Below are 20,916 nucleotides of genomic sequence, written 5' to 3' on the forward strand. Positions count from 1 at the left end.
GCAATGCACGACGGGCTTGCACGGGTCGGGCGTGCCCTGCGATGGGTGCTGCTCATCGCCCTCGCCATGGTGTTCCTCGTCCCCTTCTATCTGCTGGTGCGCAACGGGCTGGCCACCGAGCAGGAGATCACCTCCCCCGCGTGGACGTTCTTCCCCCGCGAGCTCCAGTGGTCGAATCTCACGGAGGTGTTCCGGGACCCGGCCCTGCCCCTGGCGCGTTCGCTGCTCAACTCCACGGTGATCGCGGTGTCGACGACGCTCGGTACGGTGGTGCTCGCCTCGCTGGCCGGATACGGGCTGGCACGGATCCCATACCGGTACGCCAACGTCGTCTTCTACGCGATCCTGGGGACGCTGATGGTCCCGGCGGCCGTGACGTTCGTGCCGAGCTTTGTGCTGGTGTCGTCGCTCGGGTGGATCTCCACGCTGCGCGGGCTGGTCATTCCGACGCTGTTCAGTGCCTTCGCCTGCTTCATCTTCCGGCAGTACTTCCTGGGCTTTCCGAGGGAGCTGGAGGACGCGGCGCGGGTGGACGGGCTCGGGTACTGGCGGACGTACTGGCGGATCGTGGTCCCCAACGCCCGGCCCGTCTTCGCGGCGGTCGGCACCATCGTCTTCATCGGGGCCTGGAACGCCTTCCTCTGGCCGCTGGTGATCGGGCAGGACCAGGAGGCGTGGACGGTGCAGGTGGCACTGTCCACGTTCACCACTGCGCAGAATCTGATCCTGCATGAGCTGTTCGTGGCGGCGGCCGTGTCGATCGCGCCGCTGGTGGTCGTGTTCCTGGTGCTCCAGCGGTACATCGTGGCGGGGGTGGAGCGCAGCGGGATCGACGACTGACCTTCATCGGCAGGTCACTTCCGTAGTCGGTCAGTTGATCGCGCGCCCGTCGGCGTGCGTCCGTCGGCGTGCGTCCGTCGGCCACGTTCCGGTGTGGTCATGAACGCGGCGGCGACGCCGGTCACGACGATGAGGCCGACGGCCACCCAGAAGGCGTTCCGGACGCCGCTCAGCACCGCGTCGCCGGACGCGACGGTGTGGAAGAAGACCGTGCCCAGCAGGGCTGTGCCGAGGGTGCCGCCGAGTTGCTGGACGGCGTTGAGCAGACCTGCGGCCGAGCCGGTTTCGTTCGGTCGGACCCGGTGCAGGGCGGTGGTGAAGTACGGGACGGCGAACAGCCCCTGCCCCAGGCCGCCGAGCGCGAGCGCGGCGGGCAGCAGCCACGGATAGGCGGTGGCCGGGGTGGTGGCGTAGACGGCGATGGCTGCCAGGGCGCCCAGCAGCAGGGCCACCAGCCCGGCCGCCATCACGCGCGCCCCGTAGCGCGGCACCAGGCGGCTGCCCGCGATCCAGGACGCGACCGCCATCGCACCCGACCACGGCAGCAGCGTGAGCCCGGCGGGGAGGACGTCGATATGCAGTCCGAGTTCGAGCTGCAGCACGACGACCAGGGTCAGTCCGTTGATCACCGCGAAGAAGAGGGTGGACGCGGCCAGGGCGGCGGCGAAGCCGCGGTTGCGGAACAGACTGGCCTCGATCAGCGCGCTGCGGCCGCTCCGGGCACGGTGGCGCTGCTGGTATCCGAAGACGGCGGTGAGCGCGAGACCGGCGGCGAGGGCGGCCCAGTTCCGGGCCGGCCAGCCCGCCGTATCGCCCTCGATCAGGGGGAACACGGTCAGGCCGATGCCGAGGACGGCCAGCGTCGTGCCGAGGAGATCGAGGCGCGGCCGGTGAGCGGACCGGTCCTCGCGCAGGAGGGGCGACGCGGCGAGGACGCCGGCGCCGAGGGGGATATTGACCAGGAACACCGCCCGCCAGGAGGTGCCGAGCAGATCGGCGTGCGTCAGCACCCCGCCGAGCACCGGGCCGCAGACCGCGGCCAGACCCATGACCGGGCCGATGCTGCCCATGGCCCGGGCGAGTTCGGCGCCGTCGAACATGCTGCGGATCATGCCGATGGTCTGCGGGATCACCAGGGCGGCCGCGATGCCCTGGGCCACCCGCGCCGTGATCAGCATCCCGGCCGAGGGGGCCAGCGCGCAGGCCAGCGAGCCGAGGACGAATCCCACGACGCCGATGCGGAAGATCCGCTTGCGTCCGGCGATATCGCCGAGGCGCCCGCCGGTGATCAGGAACACCGCGAACGGCAGGGTGTAGGCGGCGCCGAACCATTGGATGTCGGACTCCGGTCCGCCGAGGCGGGCGTGGATCACCGGGGCGGCGACCGGCAGGATCGTGGCGTCGAGCAGATTCATCGCCTCGGCGATCAGCAGTGTGAGCAGTGCGGCCCAGCGCCATCGGTAGGCCGTGGTGGCCGTCGCAGCCGGATCCGTCGCAGCCGGATCCGTCGTGTCCGGGACCGTCGGTACGGCGTTCGCCGTGGGGGCTTTGCTCGCCATGGGCTCTTCCCTTCGTCGTGTGAGACCGAGGGTGCTGAGGGGCGGCGCCCGTGTTCCACTTGTTGCGGCGTCTTCGATGATTCCTTCTGTAAGAGGCGGGATAATTGAGGATCTGTTCCATCGAGGAGGATCTGTTCCATCGAGGATCTGGGATCCGATCCATCCCAAGGGGGCGCCATGCTCGATGACCTGGACCGCAGCCTGGTGCACGCCCTGCACCTCGACGGCCGCGCGCCCTTCAGCCGGATCGCCGCCGCGCTCGGTGTATCGACCCAGACCGTGACCCGCCGCTACCGGCGGCTGCAGGCCGATGCCGCGCTGCGGGTCGTCGGACTGCCCGACCCGCACCGCGCGGGCCGGGCCCAGTGGCTGGTCCGGCTCACCGCGAGCCCGCACACCGCTCAGGACCTCGCCCAGGCCATGGCCCGGCGGACCGACACCTCATGGGTCAAGCTCGCTTCCGGCGGCACCGAGATCGTCGCGGTCGTCGATACGCCGAGCGGCGCCGACAGCGGGCATTCGCTCGTCCTGCACGACATTCCGCGTACCGCGGGCATCACGGCGGTCTCCTCCCACTACCTGCTCCACACCTACCTCGGCGGCCCCACCGCCTGGCGTGGGCGCGCCAACACCCTCACGAGTCGGCAGCAAGACCAGCTCCGGCCGCCCGGCGGATCCGGCGGTTCCCGCGCCCCGGCCACCGGGAAGACCCCGTCCCCCGGGAAGACCCCGTCCCCCGGAAAGGACCTGGCGCCCACCGACCGCGACCTCCTGCGCGTTCTCGCGCAGGACGGCCGGGCCGGCCAGGCCGAGCTCGCCGCCGCCACCGGCTGGTCGCCGGCCACCGTCGCCCGCCGCCTCGCCGATCTCCGGGCCTCGGGTGCGCTCTTCTTCGATGTGGAGGTCGATGACACGCTGTTCGGTGCCACCACCCAGGCCCTGCTGTGGATGGCCGTCCCGCCGGCGCATCTCGACCACGTCGCCACCGCCCTCGCGCGGCACGACGAGCTCGCCTTCGTCTCCGCCACCACCGGCCCCACGAATCTGGTCGCCCAGGCCCTGTGCCCCGGCCCGGCCGCGTTGCACCACTACCTCACCCGCCGCCTCGGCACCCTCGACGCGATCCGCGCCCTGGAAACCTCCCCGGTGCTGCGCACCGTCAAGGCGGCGGGGCCCCTCACACCCGGCGCCCCGGTTGTCCGCCGGGCCTCCCCCGGCCGCCGCCGTCGGGGCTGAGTACGAGCCGCACCGGGCGTTGCCGGAGGGGAAGGTTCTGTTCTTCCGCAGGCACCATCGGAACATCTGAGACCGAGCGCGAATTCACCGGAAATTAGGGGGAGTTGGAGCCGGATGGAACCGGATCCCTTGTCGGTGCGGGGCCATGAGAAGCAGGCGGCGCGGGTCAACATAGCGGACTGTGTGATTCCGAGGTTCGAGAACGCGGGGCGCGCGGATGCCACGCGCACGGGACGCGATGAGGTCCGATACGACCACCGCGTACGACAATTTGCCTACGGAAATCCGTACCCGGCCGCCGACTGCGACCAACTGCAACCAACTGCCGCCATTTCAGGCGGGGTTACCTGCGCCACACAAGAGCAGCGCAGCCAGCGGACGGGCGGGGACCGGCCGTACCCCGACCGCACCCTCGGTACGGCCGCGGGCCGGGCCCGCCGTAAGCCGCCTCCCCTACACCTTCCCTACGCCTCCGCTACACCTCCGCCAGCCGCGACCCCCGCAGCAGCGCCGCGCCGAGCGGGGTCAGGGTGTGGAGTACGGCGTTGCCCTGGCGCAGCGTGTGCAGCAGGCCGGCGTCGCGCAGGACGGTCGCGTGCTGGCTGGCGGAGGCCAGGGAGACATCGACGCGGCGGGCGAGTTCGCTGGTGGTGCAGCCGACGCCGATGCCCTGGAGGATCTCGGAGCGGGTCTGGCCGACGAGGCGGCCCAGGGAGCGCTCGGGCGGGACGGGTGGGGTGAGGCGCGGCACCTGGTGTTCCACGGGATAGACCAGGACAGGCGTCAGGTCCGGGTTGTGGAAGGTGACCGGGGTGCGGCGGCAGAAGTACGAGGGCAGGAGCAGCAGCCCCCGTCCGCCCAGGTGGAGGTCGCGGTCCACCGGGTAGTCGCACTCCAGGACGGGCGCGCGCCAGCGGAGCATCGGCGGGAGCGAGGCGAGCAGGCGGTCCGCGCCGCCGTCCAGCAGGGCCCGGCCGCGGGTGGCCCGGTCGGCCTCGATGCGGCCCTGGACGCGCGGCCAGTACGGCGCGACCGCGGCCTCGTAATAGCGATGGAGGACGCCGGCGAGACGGCCGAGCGAGCGGGAGCTGCCCTCGGCCATGTCGCGTATCCAGGACGGGAGCGGGCGGGCGGCGGTGGACAGCCGCGCGAGCTCGTCGTGCAGCCGGACGGCCGGGGTTTCGCGCAGCGCCTCGAGCGCCTCGTCCATGCCGAGGTGCCCTTCGGCGGGCGTCAGGAAATCGGGGAAATAGCCGCGGGTGGGCACCAGCGGAGCCAGCAGCCGCGTTTCGCCATTCAACCTTCCCCGTGTTTCCGATCGCCATCTGCCGAATGCCGAATCGTCACGTCTGTCACGCAGCCGGTGAAAGCTCAATACGGTCTCCCACAGCGCGTCCGGGCGAGCAGCAATGCGCACCCGGGCCAGATCCAGGCCACTGAAATGGACGCGTAACACCGAACCCCCACCTTGGTTTCTTTGGGTGACCCCCCGGTACGCCCTGAGTATGCACGCCAACACGCGCGGTCACCATGCCCTTTTGGCCAGAGTTGAAACGGGTCGCGCCACCCGGCCGGCGAGAGGAATGCTGTACTCAATTCAACGGCGGTGCGAACGGAACGGATTGCTCGATCCCGTGGGGGGTGATGGGCAAATGACCGGCCGCTCAGCGGTCCGTTGAAGAGCCGCCTTCCCGCGCCGACCGGGGTGGCGGCAGCTCCCGAGGGGGGAGCCCGGAGAAAGAGCGGGGGCGGCACCTGTGCACAGGTGCCGCCCCCGCCCCGGTACGGCCACGGCCCTGATCCCCGGTGTGCTGCCCGGGGTCGATGCCTACACGGTGAAGGTCAACGCCAAGTTCCCGGGCGCCCGGCCCGCGTTGCGCGGCGTGATCTGTCTGCACAGCGGACGGGACGGCGAGCTGCTCGCGCTGATGGATTCGGCCACCGTCACCGCCTGGCGGACCGGCCTGGCCGCCGCGCTGGGGACCCATGTCCTGGCCGCGCCCGACCCGGCGGGCGCGGCGGTGCTCGGAGTGATCGGCGCGGGCGCGCAGGCCGAGCTGATGGTGCGCGGGCTGCGCGGGGTGCGGGAGTTCGGGGACCTGGTGGTGTACGACACCGATGCGGGCCGCGCCGCCGGCTTCGGGTCCCGGCACGGCGGGCGCGCGCTCGGCTCGGCGGCGGAGGTTGCCGCGGCGGCCGATACCGTGCTGCTGGCGACCTGGTCCCGTACCCCGCTGCTGCGCCTCGCGGACACCCGGCCCGGACAGCACTTCACCACCCTCGGCGCCGATGAACCCGGCAAGCAGGAACTCTCCGCCGACCTGCTCGAGGCCGCCGTCCTGGTGGTGGACGACCGCGAACTGGCCGCCGCCATGGGCGCCCTGGCAGCCGCCGGGCTCCCGGCCACCGCCGCCGACGCCACCCTCGGCGAGATCCTGCGCGGCGCACACCCCGGCCGTCCGGCGGACGCGGCACGAACCGTCTACGCGCCCGTCGGGCTCCCCTGGCAGGACCTCGCACTCGCCTGGGCCGCGTACCGGCGGGCGGAGCGGCTGGGCGTCGGAACCACGACCGACCTGCTGGCGTGAGACGAGGACCCGGCCTGACCGCCCGACCTGCCGCTCCCGGGAAAGGGGCGAGGGCGGCACCTCCGCACAAGGTGCCGCCCTCGTTGGGGCGCCGGAGCCGACAGCCAGGCAGGTTGAGGGTCGGGTACCGGGCGTACGCCGGCTCCGGTGGTTTGTCAGGGGGCCGGCGTGCGGCCCCCGTCCGCGTCAGCGGCTGTCGCTGCCCTGGGACTCGGCTGCCGCGCGGCCCGCCTCCAGCCGTGCGACCGGGATGCGGAACGGGGAGCAGGAGACGTAGTCCAGCCCGACCTCGTGGAAGAAGTGGACCGATTCCGGGTCGCCGCCGTGCTCACCGCAGACGCCGAGCTTGAGGTCCGGGCGGGTGGCCCGGCCGGCCGCGGCGGCGTTGCGGACCAGCGAGCCCACGCCGTCCTTGTCGATGGTCTCGAAGGGGCTGACGCCGAAGATGCCCTTCTCGAGGTACGCGGTGAAGAAGCTGGCCTCGACGTCGTCGCGGGAGAAGCCCCAGACCGTCTGCGTGAGGTCGTTCGTACCGAAGGAGAAGAAGTCCGCGGACTCCGCGATCTGACCGGCCGTCAGGGCGGCACGGGGCAGCTCGATCATCGTGCCGAGGGTGAGCGAGAGGCTGACGCCGCTGGTCTCCTCGACCCGGGCGATGACCTGCTCGGCCTCCTCGCGGACGATCTCCAGCTCCTGGACCGTACCGACGAGCGGGATCATGATCTCGGCGCGCGGGTCGCCGCCCGCCTTCCGGCGCTCGGCCGAGGCCTCTGCGATCGCCCGTACCTGCATGGCGAACAGACCGGGGATGACCAGTCCGAGGCGTACGCCGCGCAGACCCAGCATCGGGTTCTGCTCGTGCAGCTTGTGGACGGCCTGGAGCAGGCGCAGGTCGTTCTCGTTGGCGTCCTTGCGGGCCTCGGCGAGCGCGACCCGCACCGACAGCTCGGTGATGTCGGGCAGGAACTCGTGCAGCGGCGGGTCCAGCAGCCGTACGGTCACCGGCAGCCCGTCCATCGCCTCGAACAGCTCGATGAAGTCCGCCTTCTGGAGCGGCAGCAGCTCGGCGAGCGCGGCGTCCCGGTCGGCGTCGGTGTCGGCCAGGATGAGGCGCTCGACCAGCTCGCGCCGCTCCCCGAGGAACATGTGCTCGGTGCGGCACAGGCCGATGCCCTGGGCGCCGAACCGGCGGGCGCGGGCGGCGTCCTCGGCGTTGTCGGCGTTGGTGCGGACGGCCAGGCGGCGCTGGGAGTCCGCGTACGACATCAGCCGGTGCACGGACTTGACCAGGTCGTCGGTGTCTGCCGCGGCCGCGTCGACCTTGCCCTCGAAGTACTCGACGACGGGGGACGGCACGACCGGTACCTCACCGGCGTAGACCTTGCCGGTGGAGCCGTCGATGGAGACGACGTCGCCCTCCTCGACGACGGTGCCGTCGCTGGTCGTCATCCGGCGGGACTTGGTGTCGACCTCCAGCTCCTCGGCGCCGCAGACACAGGTCTTGCCCATGCCGCGGGCGACGACGGCGGCGTGCGAGGTCTTGCCGCCGCGGGAGGTGAGGATGCCCTCGGCGGCGATCATGCCGTTGAGGTCGTCGGGGTTGGTCTCGCGGCGGATCAGGATGACCTTCTCGCCGGAACGGGACCACTTGACGGCGGTGTACGAGTCGAAGACGGCCTTGCCGACCGCCGCACCCGGGGAGGCGGCGATGCCGCGGCCGATCGTCTGGGACTTCGCGTCCAGGTCGAAGCGGGGGAACATCAGCTGCGCCAGCTGCCCGCCGGTGACCCGCTGGAGGGCCTCGGCCTCGTCGATGAGCCCCTGGTCGACCAGCTGCGTGGCGATACGGAAGGCCGCACCCGCCGTCCGCTTGCCGACCCGGGTCTGCAGCATCCACAGCTTGCCGCGCTCGATGGTGAACTCGATGTCGCACAGGTCCTTGTAGTGCGTCTCGAGGGTTTCCATGATCTGCATCAGCTGGTCGTACGACGCCTTGTCGATGCCCTCGAGATCGGCGAGCGGCACGGTGTTGCGGATACCGGCGACGACGTCCTCGCCCTGCGCGTTCTGCAGGTAGTCGCCGTAGACGCCCTGGTGGCCGCTGGCGGGGTCGCGGGTGAAGGCGACGCCGGTGCCCGAGTCGGGGCCGAGGTTGCCGAAGACCATGGAGCAGACGTTGACGGCCGTGCCGAGGTCGCCCGGGATGCGCTCCTGTCGGCGGTACAGCTTGGCGCGGTCGGTGTTCCAGGAGTCGAAGACCGCGCGCACGGCGAGGTCCATCTGCTCGCGCGGGTCCTGCGGGAAGTCGCGGCCGGTCTCCTTGGCGACGATGTCCTTGAAGTGCGCGACGAGGTTCTGCAGGTCGGCCGCGTCCAGGTCGACGTCGACGACGACGCCCTTGGCGCGCTTGGCCTCCTCGAGGGCCTCCTCGAAGAGCTCGCCGTCGACACCCAGGACGGTCTTGCCGAACATCTGGATGAGACGGCGGTACGAGTCCCATGCGAAGCGCTCGTCACCGGCCTGCGCGGCGAGGCCGGAAACCGATGCATCGGAGAGGCCGATGTTGAGGACCGTGTCCATCATGCCGGGCATCGAGAACTTCGCACCGGAACGCACCGATACGAGCAGCGGGTCGTCGGCCTGGCCGAGCTTCTTCCCCATCTGCCGCTCGAGCGCCTCGAGGTGCTCGGAGACCTCGGCACGCAGTGCCGCCGGCTCGGTACCGCTCTCGAGGTAGACCTTGCAGGCCTCGGTGGTGATGGTGAAGCCGGGAGGGACGGGAAGCCCCAGGTTGGTCATCTCCGCGAGGTTGGCGCCCTTGCCACCGAGGAGGTCCTTGAGGTCCCTGTTGCCCTCGGTGAAGTCATAGACGAACTTCGCCACCGCGGACTCGGACGCGGACTGGTTTACGTGGGGATCTTGTGTTTCCGGCACGAGACTGACTCCTCGCCGACGGGCTGCCCTGACGGCGAGGAACATACCCAGATCGAAGGCGTATGGGTACGTCCACTTGGTCGACATACGTGCGTAACCGGGTGTCAGCCAGCGGATCGAAAGTCATCTAGCGTTTTGACTTAACTTCACTACCTGAATGCATGATTCCACTACGCAGTCGGATCGGCGGATTTTCTTACTCACTGCAACTATTCACTTGATCAGTCGAACGCATGACGCCTGGCACCCAGTGCCATCATTGGAGAGATGGAGTCGGGCGCAGAACGCTCATGTGAGCGGACCCCCTATCAGGGGTGGCGAGAATCACGCGCTCATGTGTGACGCGGTTCCATCATTTGGACCCTCTCCAGGTAAATGATCAAGGAATGCGTCCACGTCGATTCCCCCTCGATGGGACCTCGATGCCCCCCTGCTGGGGCCGGTCCTTCCGCATCACGGGCGCCAGGCATCGGGATCCGGCCATAGTTCCGGCCGCCGGAACCCCGCTCCGGCGGCCGGGTTCGTATACGAAGCGGGCCGTCAGTCCCGCTCCCGCAGCAGCGGCACCACCGCCAGCGCACTGGCCAGCGCCCCCGCCGCGACGGGCAGCACGGTCGCGCAGACCGCCTGGCCCGATGAACCCTGGTCGGCCGCGGCCAGGAACACGCTGCCGTAGACCGCGACGCCGACCACCTGGGCGATCTGCGGCACGGTCGTCAGCACCCCGCTGGCGTCGGAGGCATCGGCGGGAGCGATCTTCGACAGCGCGAGGGTCAGCAGCGGGCTGGTGGTGTAGCCCATCCCGAGGCCGACGACGAGGAGCAGGGCCGGGAGTGCAAGGCCGCCCGGAGTGCCGGTGCGCATGAGGAGGCCGATGCCGAGGTAGCCGGCCGCACCGAGCATCCAGGCCGCGGCGATCATCGCCCGGTGCCGGCGGGCCGGCAGCCGCTGCCAGGTGAGGCTGCCGACGGCGACCCCGACGGCCAGCGGGGCGAAGGTCAGACCGGCGCGGGTCGCGGACTCGCCGAGCCCCGACTGCAGATGCTGGGAGAAGGAGAAGAGGAAGCCCGCGTACCCGGCCATGCCGAAGAAGAGCGACGCCGCGCCGCACACCAGCTCCCGTGACCGCAGCACCCGGCCGGGCACCAGCGGCGCCCCGCCCCGGCGCGCGACCGCCCGCTCGACCAGCACGAACACCCCGAACGCCGGGGCCACGGCGGCCAGGCAGAGTGTGGTCCACAGCGGCCAGTGCTGCTCATGGCCGAGGACCAGCGGTACGACCAGGAGGAGCAGCGCCGCCGTCAGCGTGACCACGCCGGGCAGGTCCAGGCCCCTGGGCGAGCGGACCGCGTCGCGCGGCAGCAGGCGCGCCGCGCCGGCCAGCAGGGCGAGGCCGACCGGCACATTCATCAGGAAGACCGGGCGCCAGCCGGTACCGAAGAGGTCCGCGCTGACCAGCAGGCCGCCCGCAACCTGGCCGACCACCACGGCGAGCGCGACCACCGCCGCGTACAGGCTCAACGCCCGTGCCCGGGCCGCCCCCTGGAAGGTCAGCTGCAGCAGGCTGTAGACCTGAGGGATCATCAGCCCCGCGCCGACGCCCTGGACCGCACGGGCGCCGATCAGCACTCCGGCCCCCGGCGCCAGGCCGCAGGCGAACGATGCCAGGGTGAAGACGGTGAGGCCGGTCAGAAATATTTCCCGGTATCCGTGACGCGCACCGAGCCGGGCCCCCGTGATCAGCAGCGCCGCATAGGAAATCGTATAGCCGGAGACAATCAGCTGGAGGGCGGAGCCGGTGGTGTGGAGGCCGGTGCGCATGGCGGGGGTGGCGACATTGACGATTGTGGAATCCAGCAGGGCCATGAATACGGCACCAAGGACGACGAGGAGGATGCCGTTGCTGTTCTGGCTGGACTTTCGGTCGCCGTTTCCGTTGCCGGTTCGGTTACTGCTTCGGTTCGGGCCGGTGTCGGTGGCCCTGCGCCGGTTCGGGATGCGCCGCCGGATTACCGGAGTTCCGGCGTAATTCGTCTCGCTCATGACGGCGATCATCACGGCCGTCCCATTCCGGTACCAGTATCCGGTGATCCTGGTACCGGCAGTATCTGGCACCGCAGCACCGCATCCCGCAGGATGGTCCGGTGCCGATCACCACGCCGACCACCGCCCCCACCGCATCCTCCCGCCGCGCCGAACTCGCCGCGTTTCTGCGGCTGCGCCGCGAGCGCATCGCCCCGCAGGACGTGGGGCTGCCCGCCGGGCCGCGGCGGCGCACCCCGGGGCTGCGGCGCGAGGAGGTCGCCGAGCGGGCCGGGGTCGGGGTGGCCTGGTACACCTGGCTCGAGCAGGGGCGGGCCATCAATCCCAGCGTCCAGGTGCTCGATGCCATCGCCCGCGCCCTGCTGCTCGACCCGGCGGAACGCGACCATCTGCACCGGCTCGCGGACGTCCCCGGCGCCGCCCTGCCGCCGGCCGCGCCGCAGCCGCCGGCGGTGGCGCTGCCGCCCGAGGCGCAGACCATTCTGGATTCGCTGAGCCCGTTGCCGGCGGGCCTGGTGGGACCCCGTTACGACGTGCTCGCTTTCAATGACGCCTACGCCGCGCTCGATCCCCGTATGGTGGTCCTGCCGCCGGCCGACCGCAATGTGCTGTGGCGGATTTTCACCGCGGACGAGGAATCCCAGCCGCTGGTCGACTGGGAACGCGAGGCCTCTTTCATGGTCGGGTATTTGCGCGGCGAATTCGGGCGGCGGATCGGCGATCCGCACTGGCGGGCGTACATACGGAAACTCTCCGCTGCCAGCCGGCTGTTCGCGGAATTGTGGGCCCGGCACGAGGTGTCGGCGCCGGCCACCCACCGCAAGAAGTTCCGGACGGTCTACGGAAACGAGGTGACCATCACCGCAACCGGTTTCACGACGACCGCCGCGCCCGGTACCAAGATGTGGATCTACACACCGGCGGACGCGGACGCGGCCGGGGCGATCGAGGAACTCCTGTGCCGTTACCGGGAGATCGGGGCAGCGGGGATGGTGGCCGAGGCCGCGGCGGCCCGGCGGACCGGCACTCCCTAGCCGCTCTGTTCCGGCGCCTTCGGGCGCCGGCCGCTGCGCCGTGGCCGCGGGTCCTGGCCGTTGAGCAGCTCCAGCCGGCGGCTCTCGCCGTGTGTCTCGACCTGGACGACGATGCGGCGCAGCAGATCCGCCAGGTGCAGGATCTCGTCGTCGCTCAGCGGGCCGGTGACAAAGGATTCCTCGGCGTTGAACTGCGGGAAGACCTGCGCCATCAGCTTCTCCCCCTCGGGGGTGAGGGCGAGCAGCGCGAGCCGGCCGTCCGACGGGTGGGGGCTGCGCTCCATCAGGCCGCGGCCCTGGAGCGTACGGGCGACGCCGGTGAGCGTGCCCTTGGAGATCCCGGCCTCCTCGGCCACCCGGCGGGTCTCCATCTCGCCCCAGATCCACACCACCCACAGCACGACGAAGGAGGTCCAGCTCAGTTCGACCGTGCGCAGTACCGAGTTCTCGAAGTGCTGGCGCACGGCGGCCGCGGCGCGGTAGATGGCGGCCACCGCGGCCCTCGGCTCGTGCCGCACGGGTGTGTCGCCGAGCTTGGCCTGGACGGCCTTCTCCGTGTCCCCGGCGACCCCCTTTTGCCTGTCCCCGATGGGGGTGTGACCGGTCACCACGGCATCTCCCTCGATCGTGCCCGGTCCCCTGCCGGGACCCGTACGGGCTCAATCGATACCGCGCCCGGGGCCCGTCGGGCCGGATCCCCCGCCCGGGACGCCCGATCTGACCCGGCCGATCTCACCCGGCCGACGTCACCCGCCGGATGCCATGCGCCGGAATGCCGGCCTCGATGCCGACGTCGGTGCCGCTGCCGGATGTCATCCGCCGGACGTGTCCAGCTCCGCGTCCTCGCTGACGCCCGCGCAGTCGTAGGGGTCCTTCAGCCAGCCGTCCGGCAGCACCACCCGGTTGTTGCCGGAGGTACGGCCGCGGGGGCCGTCGGCGCCCTGCGGCCAGGGCTGGTCGAGGTCCAGCTCGCCGAGGCCGTCCTCGAGCTCCGCCAGCGAGCCCGTCATGGCCAGCCGCTTGCGCATCTCGGAGCCGACCGCGAAACCCTTCAGGTACCAGGCGACATGCTTGCGGAAGTCGATGACGCCGCGGGACTCGTCGCCGATCCACTCGCCCAGCAGCGCGGCGTGCCGCAGCATCACGGCGGCGACCTCGCGCAGGCCGGGGGCCTGGGGTGCGCCGGTGCCCTCGAAGGCGGCCACGAGATCACCGAAGAGCCAGGGGCGGCCCAGGCAGCCGCGACCGACGACCACGCCGTCGCAGCCGGTCTCGCGCATCATCCGTACGGCGTCGTCCGCCGACCAGATGTCGCCGTTGCCGAGCACCGGGATCTCGGGGACGTGCTCCTTGAGCCGGGCGATGGCGTCCCAGTCGGCGGTGCCGCCGTAGTGCTGGGCGGCGGTGCGGCCGTGCAGGGCTATTGCGGTGACGCCCTCCTCGACGGCGATCCGGCCGGCGTCGAGGAAGGTGATGTGGTCGTCGTCGATGCCCTTGCGCATCTTCATGGTGACGGGGAGGTCCCCGGCGCCGGTGACCGCCTCGCGCAGGATGGCGCGCAGCAGATTGCGCTTGTACGGGAGGGCGGAGCCGCCGCCCTTGCGGGTGACCTTGGGGACCGGGCAGCCGAAGTTGAGGTCGATGTGGTCGGCCAGGTCCTCCTCCGCGATCATGCGGACGGCCTTGCCTACGGTGGCCGGGTCGACGCCGTACAGCTGGATCGAGCGCGGCTTCTCGCTCGCGTCGAAGTGGATCAGCTGCATGGTCTTCTCATTGCGCTCGACCAGCGCCCGGGTCGTGATCATCTCGCTGACGAACAGTCCCTTGCCCCCGGAGAACTCCCTGCACAGGGTCCGGAACGGGGCATTGGTGATGCCTGCCATGGGCGCGAGCACCACGGGGGGCTGCACCGTATGCGGGCCGATCTGCAGCGAAGTCATGGAGCCCATTGTCCCGCACGGCGCGGGTGGCTCTGCCATGGCATATGTCACGGTTCGTTATAGCGTTCCCCTATGCCCGAGCTCAGCCACCGCCGACGTCTCGTGGTGCTGGCGATCTGCTGTATGAGCCTGCTGATCGTCAGCCTCGACAACACCGTCCTCAACGTCGCCCTGCCGTCGATGCAGCACGAGCTGGGCGCCTCGGTCTCCGGGATGCAGTGGACGATCGACGCCTACACGCTGGTCCTGGCGTCGCTGCTGATGCTGGCCGGGTCGACCGCGGACCGGCTCGGGCGGCGGCGGATCTTCCTGGCCGGGCTGGCGGTGTTCTCCGCGGGCTCGCTGCTGTGCAGTCTGGCGCCCGGCCTGGAGTGGCTGGTGGTGTTCCGGATGGTGCAGGCGGTGGGCGGTTCGATGCTCAACCCCGTCGCGATGTCGATCATCACCAATACGTTCACCGAGCCGCGGGAGCGGGCGCGCGCCATCGGGGTGTGGGGCGGCGTGGTCGGCATCAGCATGGCGGCCGGTCCGGTGATCGGCGGGCTGCTGGTGCAGAACGTCGGCTGGCGCTCCATCTTCTGGGTGAACGTCCCGATCGGCGCGCTCGCGGTCTTCCTGACGCTGCGGTACGTACCCGAGTCCCGGGCCCCCAGGCCGCGCCGCGTCGACCCCGTGGGCCAGCTGCTGGTGATCGCGCTGCTCGGTTCGCTGACGTACGCGATCATCGAGGCCCCGGAGGCGGGCTGGGCGTCGGCGGAGATCCTGGTGTGCGTCCTGGTGGCGCTGGTCTCGCCGGCGGCACTGGCCGGCTATGAGCGCCGGCGCCGCGAACCCCTCATCGACCCCCGGTTCTTCCACAGCGTCCCGTTCAGCGGGGCCAACATCATCGCGGTCTGTGCATTTGCCTCGCTCGCCGGCTTCCTCTTCGTCAACACCCTGTATCTGCAGAACGTGCGCGGGCTGTCCGCCCTGGATGCCGGGCTCTGGATGATCCCGATGGCCGGGATGACGGGGTTGTGCGCACCGCTGTCCGGGCGGCTGGTCGGCAGCCGCGGGCCCCGGCTGCCGTTGCTGCTCGCGGGCGTGTTCATGGGCGCGAGCGGGGTGCTCTTCGCGGCGTTCGACGGGCAGGCGACGACGGCTCTGCTGTTCACCGGCTATGTGCTGTTCGGTATCGGCTTCGGCCTGGTCAATGCGCCGATCACCAATACCGCGCTCTCCGGGATGCCGCGTACCCAGGCGGGGGTGGCGGCGGCGGTCGCCTCGACCAGCCGCCAGGTGGGGCAGTCGCTGGGCGTCGCGGTGATCGGCGCCGTGCTGGCGGGCGGGGCGGGGGCCGGTGCCACCGGGGCGGAGTTCCTCGCGGCCGGGCGTCCGGCCTGGTGGATCATCGCCGGGTGCGCTGCGGCGATCCTGCTGCTGGGCGCGCTGACGACGGGGCGGTGGGCGCAGGCCACGGCGCGGCAGACGGCGGAGCTGTTCGAGGAGGAGCCGCGGGGCGGGCACGCCCCGGCGAAGGCGTAGGGGTGTCGTCACACCCCGGCGAGGGTCAGCTTCTCCAGCTGGGCGAGCCGCTCGTGGGTCGTGTCGTCGACGGGGGCGTACGTCAGTACCTTGGGGCCGGGGTTGGGGCCCGTCCACAGGCTGCTGGCGGAGAGCTGGAGGATCCCCACCTGGGGGTGCCGGAAGACCTTGACGGAGCGCGCCGGGCGGACGACCTCGTGCTGCGCCCAGATCTCACGGAATTCCGGGGACGCGTCCATCAGCCGCGCGAGCAGTGCCTTCCAGGCCGGCTCGGCGACGTGTTCGGCCATCGCCGCCCGGAACTTGGCGGCCATGATCCGTTTCGACGCCTCCAGATCGACCGTCCTCGCCCGCCACTCGGCGTTGGTGAACGCCAGCCACATGCAGTTGCGGTCCTCCTCGGGCAGCTCGTCGAAGTCACACATCAGCCGCCCGTAGGTGCGGTTGTAGGCGAGGATGTCGAACCGGCTGTTCTGGACGACCGCCGGGAACGGCGAGAGCTGGTCCAGCACCTGCCGCAGCGCCTTCGGCACCCCCGTGCACTCGGTGCCGCGCAGCGGGTCGATCGCCCCGGCCAGCGCGAAGAGATGGCTGCGTTCGGCGCGGTCCAGCAGCAGCGCGCGGGCCACCGCGTCCAGGACCTGCGGCGATACGTGGATGTCGCGGGCCTGCTCGAGCCAGGTGTACCAGGTGACGCCGACCGCGCCGAGGTGCGCGACCTCCTCACGGCGCAGCCCGGGAGTACGCCGGCGGGCACCCCGCGGCAGGCCGACCTGTTCGGGTGTGATCCGCTCCCGCCGGCTGCGGAGGAAGGCGGCCAACTCGGCGCGGCGGGCGGCGTCGTCGCGCGGGGCGGTGGCGTACGGCGGGGCGTCGGCACCGGGGTGTGTGGCAGCCTGCGTCAGGGTCGCGTCGACGGTCATGCGTCCAGCGTGCCGCAGGCACCAGCCAGTTGCCAGGTAGCACTGATACCAGGATAAGGACACTCTGGTACCCGTCTGAGCGAACGGCGATCGTCGATGCCGTGAGCGATACCCGAGTTCAGACCCCCCTCCCCGAGGCGCCGCCCGCTCCCGACCGGAACCGGCCGGCGCCCGCCCCGCTGCTGACGCCGACCGGCCTGCTGACCGTCCTCCTCGGCGCGGCCCTCCCGATGATCGACTTCTTCATCGTCAATGTGGCGCTGCCGACCATCGATCACGATCTGCACGCGGGACCCGCGATGCTGGAGATGGTGGTGGCGGGCTACGGCGTCGCCTACGCCATGCTGCTCGTCCTCGGCGGCCGGCTCGGCGACATGATCGGGCGCCGCCGGCTGTTCCTGTGGGGCCTGGCCTCCTTCGGGCTGACCTCGCTCGCCTGCGGTCTGGCACCCGACGCCTGGAGCCTGGTGGCCGCCCGGGTGGCCCAGGGCGCCGCGTCCGCACTGCTGCTACCCCAGGTGCTGGCCACCATCCAGGCGACGACCACCGGCAAGCAGCGCGCCAAGGCCGTGAGCCTGTACGGCGGCACGGGCGGCGTCTCCAGCGCCCTCGGCCAGGTGCTCGGCGGCCTGCTGGTCTCCGCCGACCTGGCGGGCACCGGATGGCGCGCGGTCTTCCTGGTGAACGTCCCGATCGCCGTCGCGGCCTGGCTGCTGGCGGTCCGGACCGTGCCCGAGACCCGCTCCCCGTACCCGAGCCGGGTGGACAGTCCCGGGACCGCGCTGCTCGCCGTCACCCTGATCACCCTGCTGCTGCCGCTGACCGAGGGCCGGGCGGCGGGCTGGCCCCTGTGGTCGTGGCTCCTCCTGGCGGCCTTCCCCTTCGCCGCCACCGCGTTCGTCCTCGTCGAGCGCCGGGCCGAACGCGCCGGCCGCACACCGCTCGTGCCGCCGTCCCTGCTGCGCATCCCCTCCGTCCGCAGCGGGCTCTCCATGATCGTCCCGTTCTCGATCGGCTTCGGCGGCTTCATGTTCGTGGTGGCCGTGGCGCTCCAAAGCGGCCTGCACTACGGCCCGTTCGCGGCCGGGCTGTCCCTTGCGCCCCTGTGCACCACCTACTTCATCGCCTCGCTGGCGGGCCCGCGGCTGGTGCAGCGCTTCGGGCGGCGGGTGGTGCTGGCCGGCTCGCTGATCCAGGGCGCCGGACTGCTCTCCCTGGCGCTGACCGTGTACACCGGCTGGCCCGATGTCTCGGTGGCCGGCCTCGCGCCCGGCATGGCGGTCCTGGGTGTGGGCCAGGGCCTGTTGCTGCCGACCGTGATGCGTGTCGTCCTGAGCGAGCTGCCGGCGGCCCAGGCGGGGGTGGGCGGCGGCGTCATGGTCACCACCCAGCAGTCCGGCCTGGCCCTCGGCGTGGCCACGCTGGGCACCCTCTTCCTCGCCCTGCTCCCCTCCGTCGGCATCCGTGACGCGCTCATCGCGGCACTGGTGACGCAGCTGGTGATCGTGCTGGGGACGACGCTGCTCGCCCTTCGCCTGCCCCGGACGGTGCGCTGACCAGCGATTTCACGCACGATGCATACATGACGACTGACAGATGTTGAAATCTGTCAGTCGTCATGCGACAGTTGAGTCACGGCGACGGCCCGACCGTCCCGCAGCTGTCCCCTCCCCACCTCAGGAGCCCGCCGTGCAGACCCGCACTCTTGGCACCACCGGCCCGCAGACCTCCGCCCTCGGCCTCGGCTGCATGGGCATGTCCGCCCTCTACGGCGACGCCGACCGCGCCGAATCCCTCGCCACGATCCACGCCGCCCTCGAAGCGGGCATCACCCTGCTCGACACCGGCGACTTCTACGGCATGGGCCACAACGAACTCCTCATCAACGAAGCCCTGCGCACGGCCCCCGCCGCTTCCCGTGAAAAGGCTTTGACCAGCGTCAAGTTCGGCGCCCTGCGCACCGTCGAGGGCGGCTTCACCGGCTACGACGGCCGGCCGAACGCGGTGAAGAACTTCGCCGCGTACTCCCTCCAGCGCCTGGGCCGCGACCACATCGACATCTACCGCATCGCCCGGATCGATCCGGACGTCCCGGTCGAGGAGACCATCGGCGCCATCGCCGAGCTGGTCGAGGCCGGCCATGTCCGCCATATCGGCCTCTCCGAGGTCGGCGCCGAGACCCTGCGCCGGGCCGCCGCCGTCGCCCCGGTCTCCGACCTCCAGATCGAGTACTCCCTCATCTCCCGCGGCATCGAGGACGACATCCTGCCCACCGCCCGCGAGCTGGGCATCGGCATCACGGCGTACGGCGTCCTCTCCCGCGGCCTGATCAGCGGTCACTTCACCCGCGACCGCAAGCTCGCCGCCAACGACTTCCGCGGTATGAGCCCGCGCTTCCAGGGCGAGAACCTCTCCCGCAACCTCGATCTGGTGGACGCGCTCCGCAAGATCGCCGAGCAGAAGGGCGTCTCGGTCGCGCAGACCGCGATCGCCTGGGTGCTCTCCCGCGGCGAGGACATCGTCCCGCTGGTCGGCGCCCGCCGCCGGGAGCGGCTGACCGAGGCGCTCGGCGCGCTGGACGTCACGCTGGACGCCGACGACCTGGCCGCGATCGAGCGCGCGGTCCCGGCCGGCGCCGCCGCCGGTGAGCGCTATCCGGCCGAGCAGATGGCCCATCTGGACAGCGAGCGATGACCGGCCGGGGCGACGGGCGGGCCCGCCGGGTACGGTCCGTAGTAGCCGGCGGGGCAGCGCCCGGGCGTGCTCACCCACCCGGTGCGCCCGCCCGGCGGGTGTCCGCACCCGCCGGGTCTCCCGTCCGTCGTCCCACCCGCTCCCCTCCGAAAGGCCGGCCCGTCCCATGGCCCCCGAGACACTGACCCCCGAGCGCATCCTCGAAGCCACCGAGGAGGTGCTGCGCCGCTACGGCCCGGCCAAGGCCACGGTCGTGGACGTCGCGCGCGCCCTGGGCGTGAGCCATGGCAGCGTCTACCGCCACTTCCGCACCAAGACGGCGCTGCGGGAGGCGGTCACGGAGCGCTGGCTGGACCGTACGAGCCAAGAGCTGTCCGCCATCGTCACGGACGAGGGCCCGGCCGACGACCGTCTGCGCCGCTGGCTCGCCGCCCTCTTCGAGGCCAAGCGGCACAAGGCCGGCGACGACCCCGAGCTCTTCGCCACGTACATGACGCTGATCGGCGAGAGCGGCGGCGTCGTCGACCGCCACATCACCGACCTCGAATCCCAGCTCACCACCATCATCGAAGCCGGTGTCTCGCAGGGCGCCTTCCACACCCCCTCCCCTGCCACCACCGCCCACGCCGTCTTCGCCGCCACCGGCCGCTTCCACGACCCCTGCTACGCCCCCGAGTGGTCCCGCCCAGAGATCACCGCCGACTTCGAGGCCGTACGGGACCTGATCCTGCGGGGATTGCAGGCCCAGGCGGAGTGACCGCCCCCGGGCGGCAGTCCGGGCCGGCGTCCGGCCCCCGGGAATTGTCAGTGCGGGCGGCTAACGTGCGAGGCGGTGTATCCCGTACGCCCCTACCACCGCAAGGAGCGCCCATGTCCCAGCCCGCCCCGCTCGCCTTCACCCCCGCCGACGGGCCCGTGCGGGAACCCGTCACAAAGATCGGCGGGCAGCCGGTGTGGCAGGAGGAACCGCAGTGGCCGCTGTCACGGGAGACCGGCGAACCCATGCGGTTTCTGGGGCAGTTCGCGCTCGACGGTGGCCGCCTGGCCTGTCTGTTCATGACCGGACACCCCGACGACGACTGGATCGACGGCACCTGGGAGCCCGAGGGCGGTGAGAACGCCGTGGTGATCCAGCCGGGCGGCCGCATACCGGACTTCGTCTCCGTACGGGCGCAGGCCGAGGGGCCGACGGCCGGGCCGGATCATCTGCCGCGCGCCGGGAAGGCGGATACGGCCGCGGACACGACTGCGGACACCGAGACCGATGCGGATGCGGATGCCGATCGGGTCCCGTGGCAGTTCCTCGGCGGGCCCGGCATCGAGCCGCGGTGGCTGCAGGGCGAGGAAGAGCCGGGCGAGGGCTGGCGCCTGGTGGTCCAGCTGACCGACGGAGAGCCGTTCTTCCTCAACTTCGGCGATGCCGGCATCGGCTATGCCTTCCTGTCGCCGGACGGCAAGGAGGGCCGCTTTCTCTGGCAGTGTGCCTGAGGAGTCCAATTCCCCGTGCGGTCACCGCCGTTGACCGGAACAATCACCCTGGAAAGAGATCGGACAGAGATCGGACAGGGATCGGTCCGGACCGGTCCGGACCGGATCGGCAG

General features: G+C 71.3%; 16 protein-coding genes. 9 read left to right on the forward strand and 7 right to left on the reverse strand.

Features of this window, described 5'->3' with window-relative positions; genetic code table 11:
* The first annotated feature begins 3 nt into the window (after window positions 1-3).
* Window positions 4-840 carry a carbohydrate ABC transporter permease gene (locus ADL29_RS37220; RefSeq protein WP_053927907.1) on the forward strand — a complete coding sequence of 279 codons (837 nt, stop codon included), beginning with the start codon at window positions 4-6 and terminating at the stop codon, window positions 838-840.
* Window positions 841-854: 14 nt separating this feature from the next.
* Here ADL29_RS37220 and ADL29_RS37225 read toward each other — a convergent pair whose 3' ends face one another.
* Window positions 855-2,399, reverse strand: coding sequence for an MFS transporter (locus tag ADL29_RS37225; RefSeq protein WP_078971576.1), 1,545 nt, complete (start codon window positions 2,397-2,399; stop codon window positions 855-857).
* A gap of 177 nt (window positions 2,400-2,576) precedes the next feature.
* Here ADL29_RS37225 and ADL29_RS37230 point away from each other — a divergent pair, with 177 nt between their 5' ends.
* Complete coding sequence (locus ADL29_RS37230; protein WP_053927908.1) at window positions 2,577-3,635, forward strand: Lrp/AsnC family transcriptional regulator; 1,059 nt, start codon at window positions 2,577-2,579, stop codon at window positions 3,633-3,635.
* Window positions 3,636-4,110: 475 nt separating this feature from the next.
* On the opposite strand, the gene ADL29_RS37235 is transcribed toward ADL29_RS37230, so the two are convergent.
* Entirely contained in the window at window positions 4,111-4,935 is an 825-nt protein-coding gene (locus ADL29_RS37235) for an ArsR/SmtB family transcription factor (RefSeq protein ID WP_053927909.1), read from the reverse strand.
* Window positions 4,936-5,392: 457 nt separating this feature from the next.
* Between ADL29_RS37235 and ADL29_RS37240 the strand changes: the two genes are divergently transcribed.
* Window positions 5,393-6,223: an ornithine cyclodeaminase family protein gene (locus tag ADL29_RS37240; RefSeq protein WP_078971577.1), complete on the forward strand. Its 831-nt coding sequence runs from the start codon at window positions 5,393-5,395 to the stop codon at window positions 6,221-6,223.
* Window positions 6,224-6,409: 186 nt separating this feature from the next.
* Here the strand turns inward: ADL29_RS37240 and ppdK are convergent, their stop codons facing one another.
* Together ppdK and ADL29_RS37250 are read right to left on the reverse strand one after the other, a co-directional pair.
* Window positions 6,410-9,106: a pyruvate, phosphate dikinase gene (ppdK, locus tag ADL29_RS37245; protein WP_053928068.1), complete on the reverse strand. Its 2,697-nt coding sequence runs from the start codon at window positions 9,104-9,106 to the stop codon at window positions 6,410-6,412.
* Window positions 9,107-9,697: 591 nt separating this feature from the next.
* On the reverse strand, window positions 9,698-11,200 hold the full coding sequence (locus ADL29_RS37250) for an MFS transporter (protein WP_078971592.1): 1,503 nt from the start codon (window positions 11,198-11,200) through the stop codon (window positions 9,698-9,700).
* A gap of 101 nt (window positions 11,201-11,301) precedes the next feature.
* Here ADL29_RS37250 and ADL29_RS37255 point away from each other — a divergent pair, with 101 nt between their 5' ends.
* The gene (locus ADL29_RS37255; protein WP_053927910.1) at window positions 11,302-12,234 is read left to right on the forward strand and encodes a helix-turn-helix transcriptional regulator; all 933 of its coding nucleotides are present in this window, start codon (window positions 11,302-11,304) and stop codon (window positions 12,232-12,234) included.
* Here ADL29_RS37255 and ADL29_RS37260 read toward each other — a convergent pair.
* Both ADL29_RS37260 and dusB read right to left on the reverse strand, forming a co-directional pair.
* Window positions 12,231-12,845 (reverse strand): MarR family winged helix-turn-helix transcriptional regulator, encoded by a 615-nt coding sequence (locus tag ADL29_RS37260; protein ID WP_245689793.1) that lies wholly within the window; start codon window positions 12,843-12,845, stop codon window positions 12,231-12,233. The two genes, ADL29_RS37255 and ADL29_RS37260, sit on opposite strands and share 4 nt — an antisense overlap.
* Before the next feature lie 201 nt (window positions 12,846-13,046).
* Complete coding sequence (dusB, locus tag ADL29_RS37265; RefSeq protein ID WP_053927911.1) at window positions 13,047-14,183, reverse strand: tRNA dihydrouridine synthase DusB; 1,137 nt, start codon at window positions 14,181-14,183, stop codon at window positions 13,047-13,049.
* A gap of 63 nt (window positions 14,184-14,246) precedes the next feature.
* On the opposite strand from dusB, the gene ADL29_RS37270 reads away from it, so the two are divergent.
* On the forward strand, window positions 14,247-15,698 hold the full coding sequence (locus ADL29_RS37270) for an MFS transporter (RefSeq protein ID WP_053927912.1): 1,452 nt from the start codon (window positions 14,247-14,249) through the stop codon (window positions 15,696-15,698).
* Between the two features lie 8 nt (window positions 15,699-15,706).
* On the opposite strand, the gene ADL29_RS37275 is transcribed toward ADL29_RS37270, so the two are convergent.
* The gene (locus ADL29_RS37275) at window positions 15,707-16,621 is read right to left on the reverse strand and encodes a helix-turn-helix transcriptional regulator (RefSeq protein ID WP_078971578.1); all 915 of its coding nucleotides are present in this window, start codon (window positions 16,619-16,621) and stop codon (window positions 15,707-15,709) included.
* A 101-nt stretch (window positions 16,622-16,722) separates the two neighbouring features.
* Here ADL29_RS37275 and ADL29_RS37280 point away from each other — a divergent pair, with 101 nt between their 5' ends.
* From ADL29_RS37280 to ADL29_RS37295, 4 genes are all read left to right on the forward strand, one after another.
* A complete protein-coding gene (locus tag ADL29_RS37280) occupies window positions 16,723-18,177 on the forward strand; it encodes an MFS transporter (protein ID WP_053927913.1) in 1,455 nt (484 codons plus the stop codon).
* Window positions 18,178-18,310: 133 nt separating this feature from the next.
* On the forward strand, window positions 18,311-19,315 hold the full coding sequence (locus ADL29_RS37285) for an aldo/keto reductase (RefSeq protein WP_053927914.1): 1,005 nt from the start codon (window positions 18,311-18,313) through the stop codon (window positions 19,313-19,315).
* A 166-nt stretch (window positions 19,316-19,481) separates the two neighbouring features.
* Window positions 19,482-20,072 carry a TetR/AcrR family transcriptional regulator gene (locus ADL29_RS37290; RefSeq protein ID WP_053927915.1) on the forward strand — a complete coding sequence of 197 codons (591 nt, stop codon included), beginning with the start codon at window positions 19,482-19,484 and terminating at the stop codon, window positions 20,070-20,072.
* 113 nt (window positions 20,073-20,185) lie between these two features.
* Window positions 20,186-20,803, forward strand: coding sequence for a YwqG family protein (locus ADL29_RS37295; RefSeq protein WP_053927916.1), 618 nt, complete (start codon window positions 20,186-20,188; stop codon window positions 20,801-20,803).
* Window positions 20,804-20,916 lie beyond the last annotated feature (113 nt).

It is taken from the genome of Streptomyces chattanoogensis (genome assembly GCF_001294335.1).
Classification (GTDB): domain Bacteria; phylum Actinomycetota; class Actinomycetes; order Streptomycetales; family Streptomycetaceae; genus Streptomyces; species Streptomyces chattanoogensis.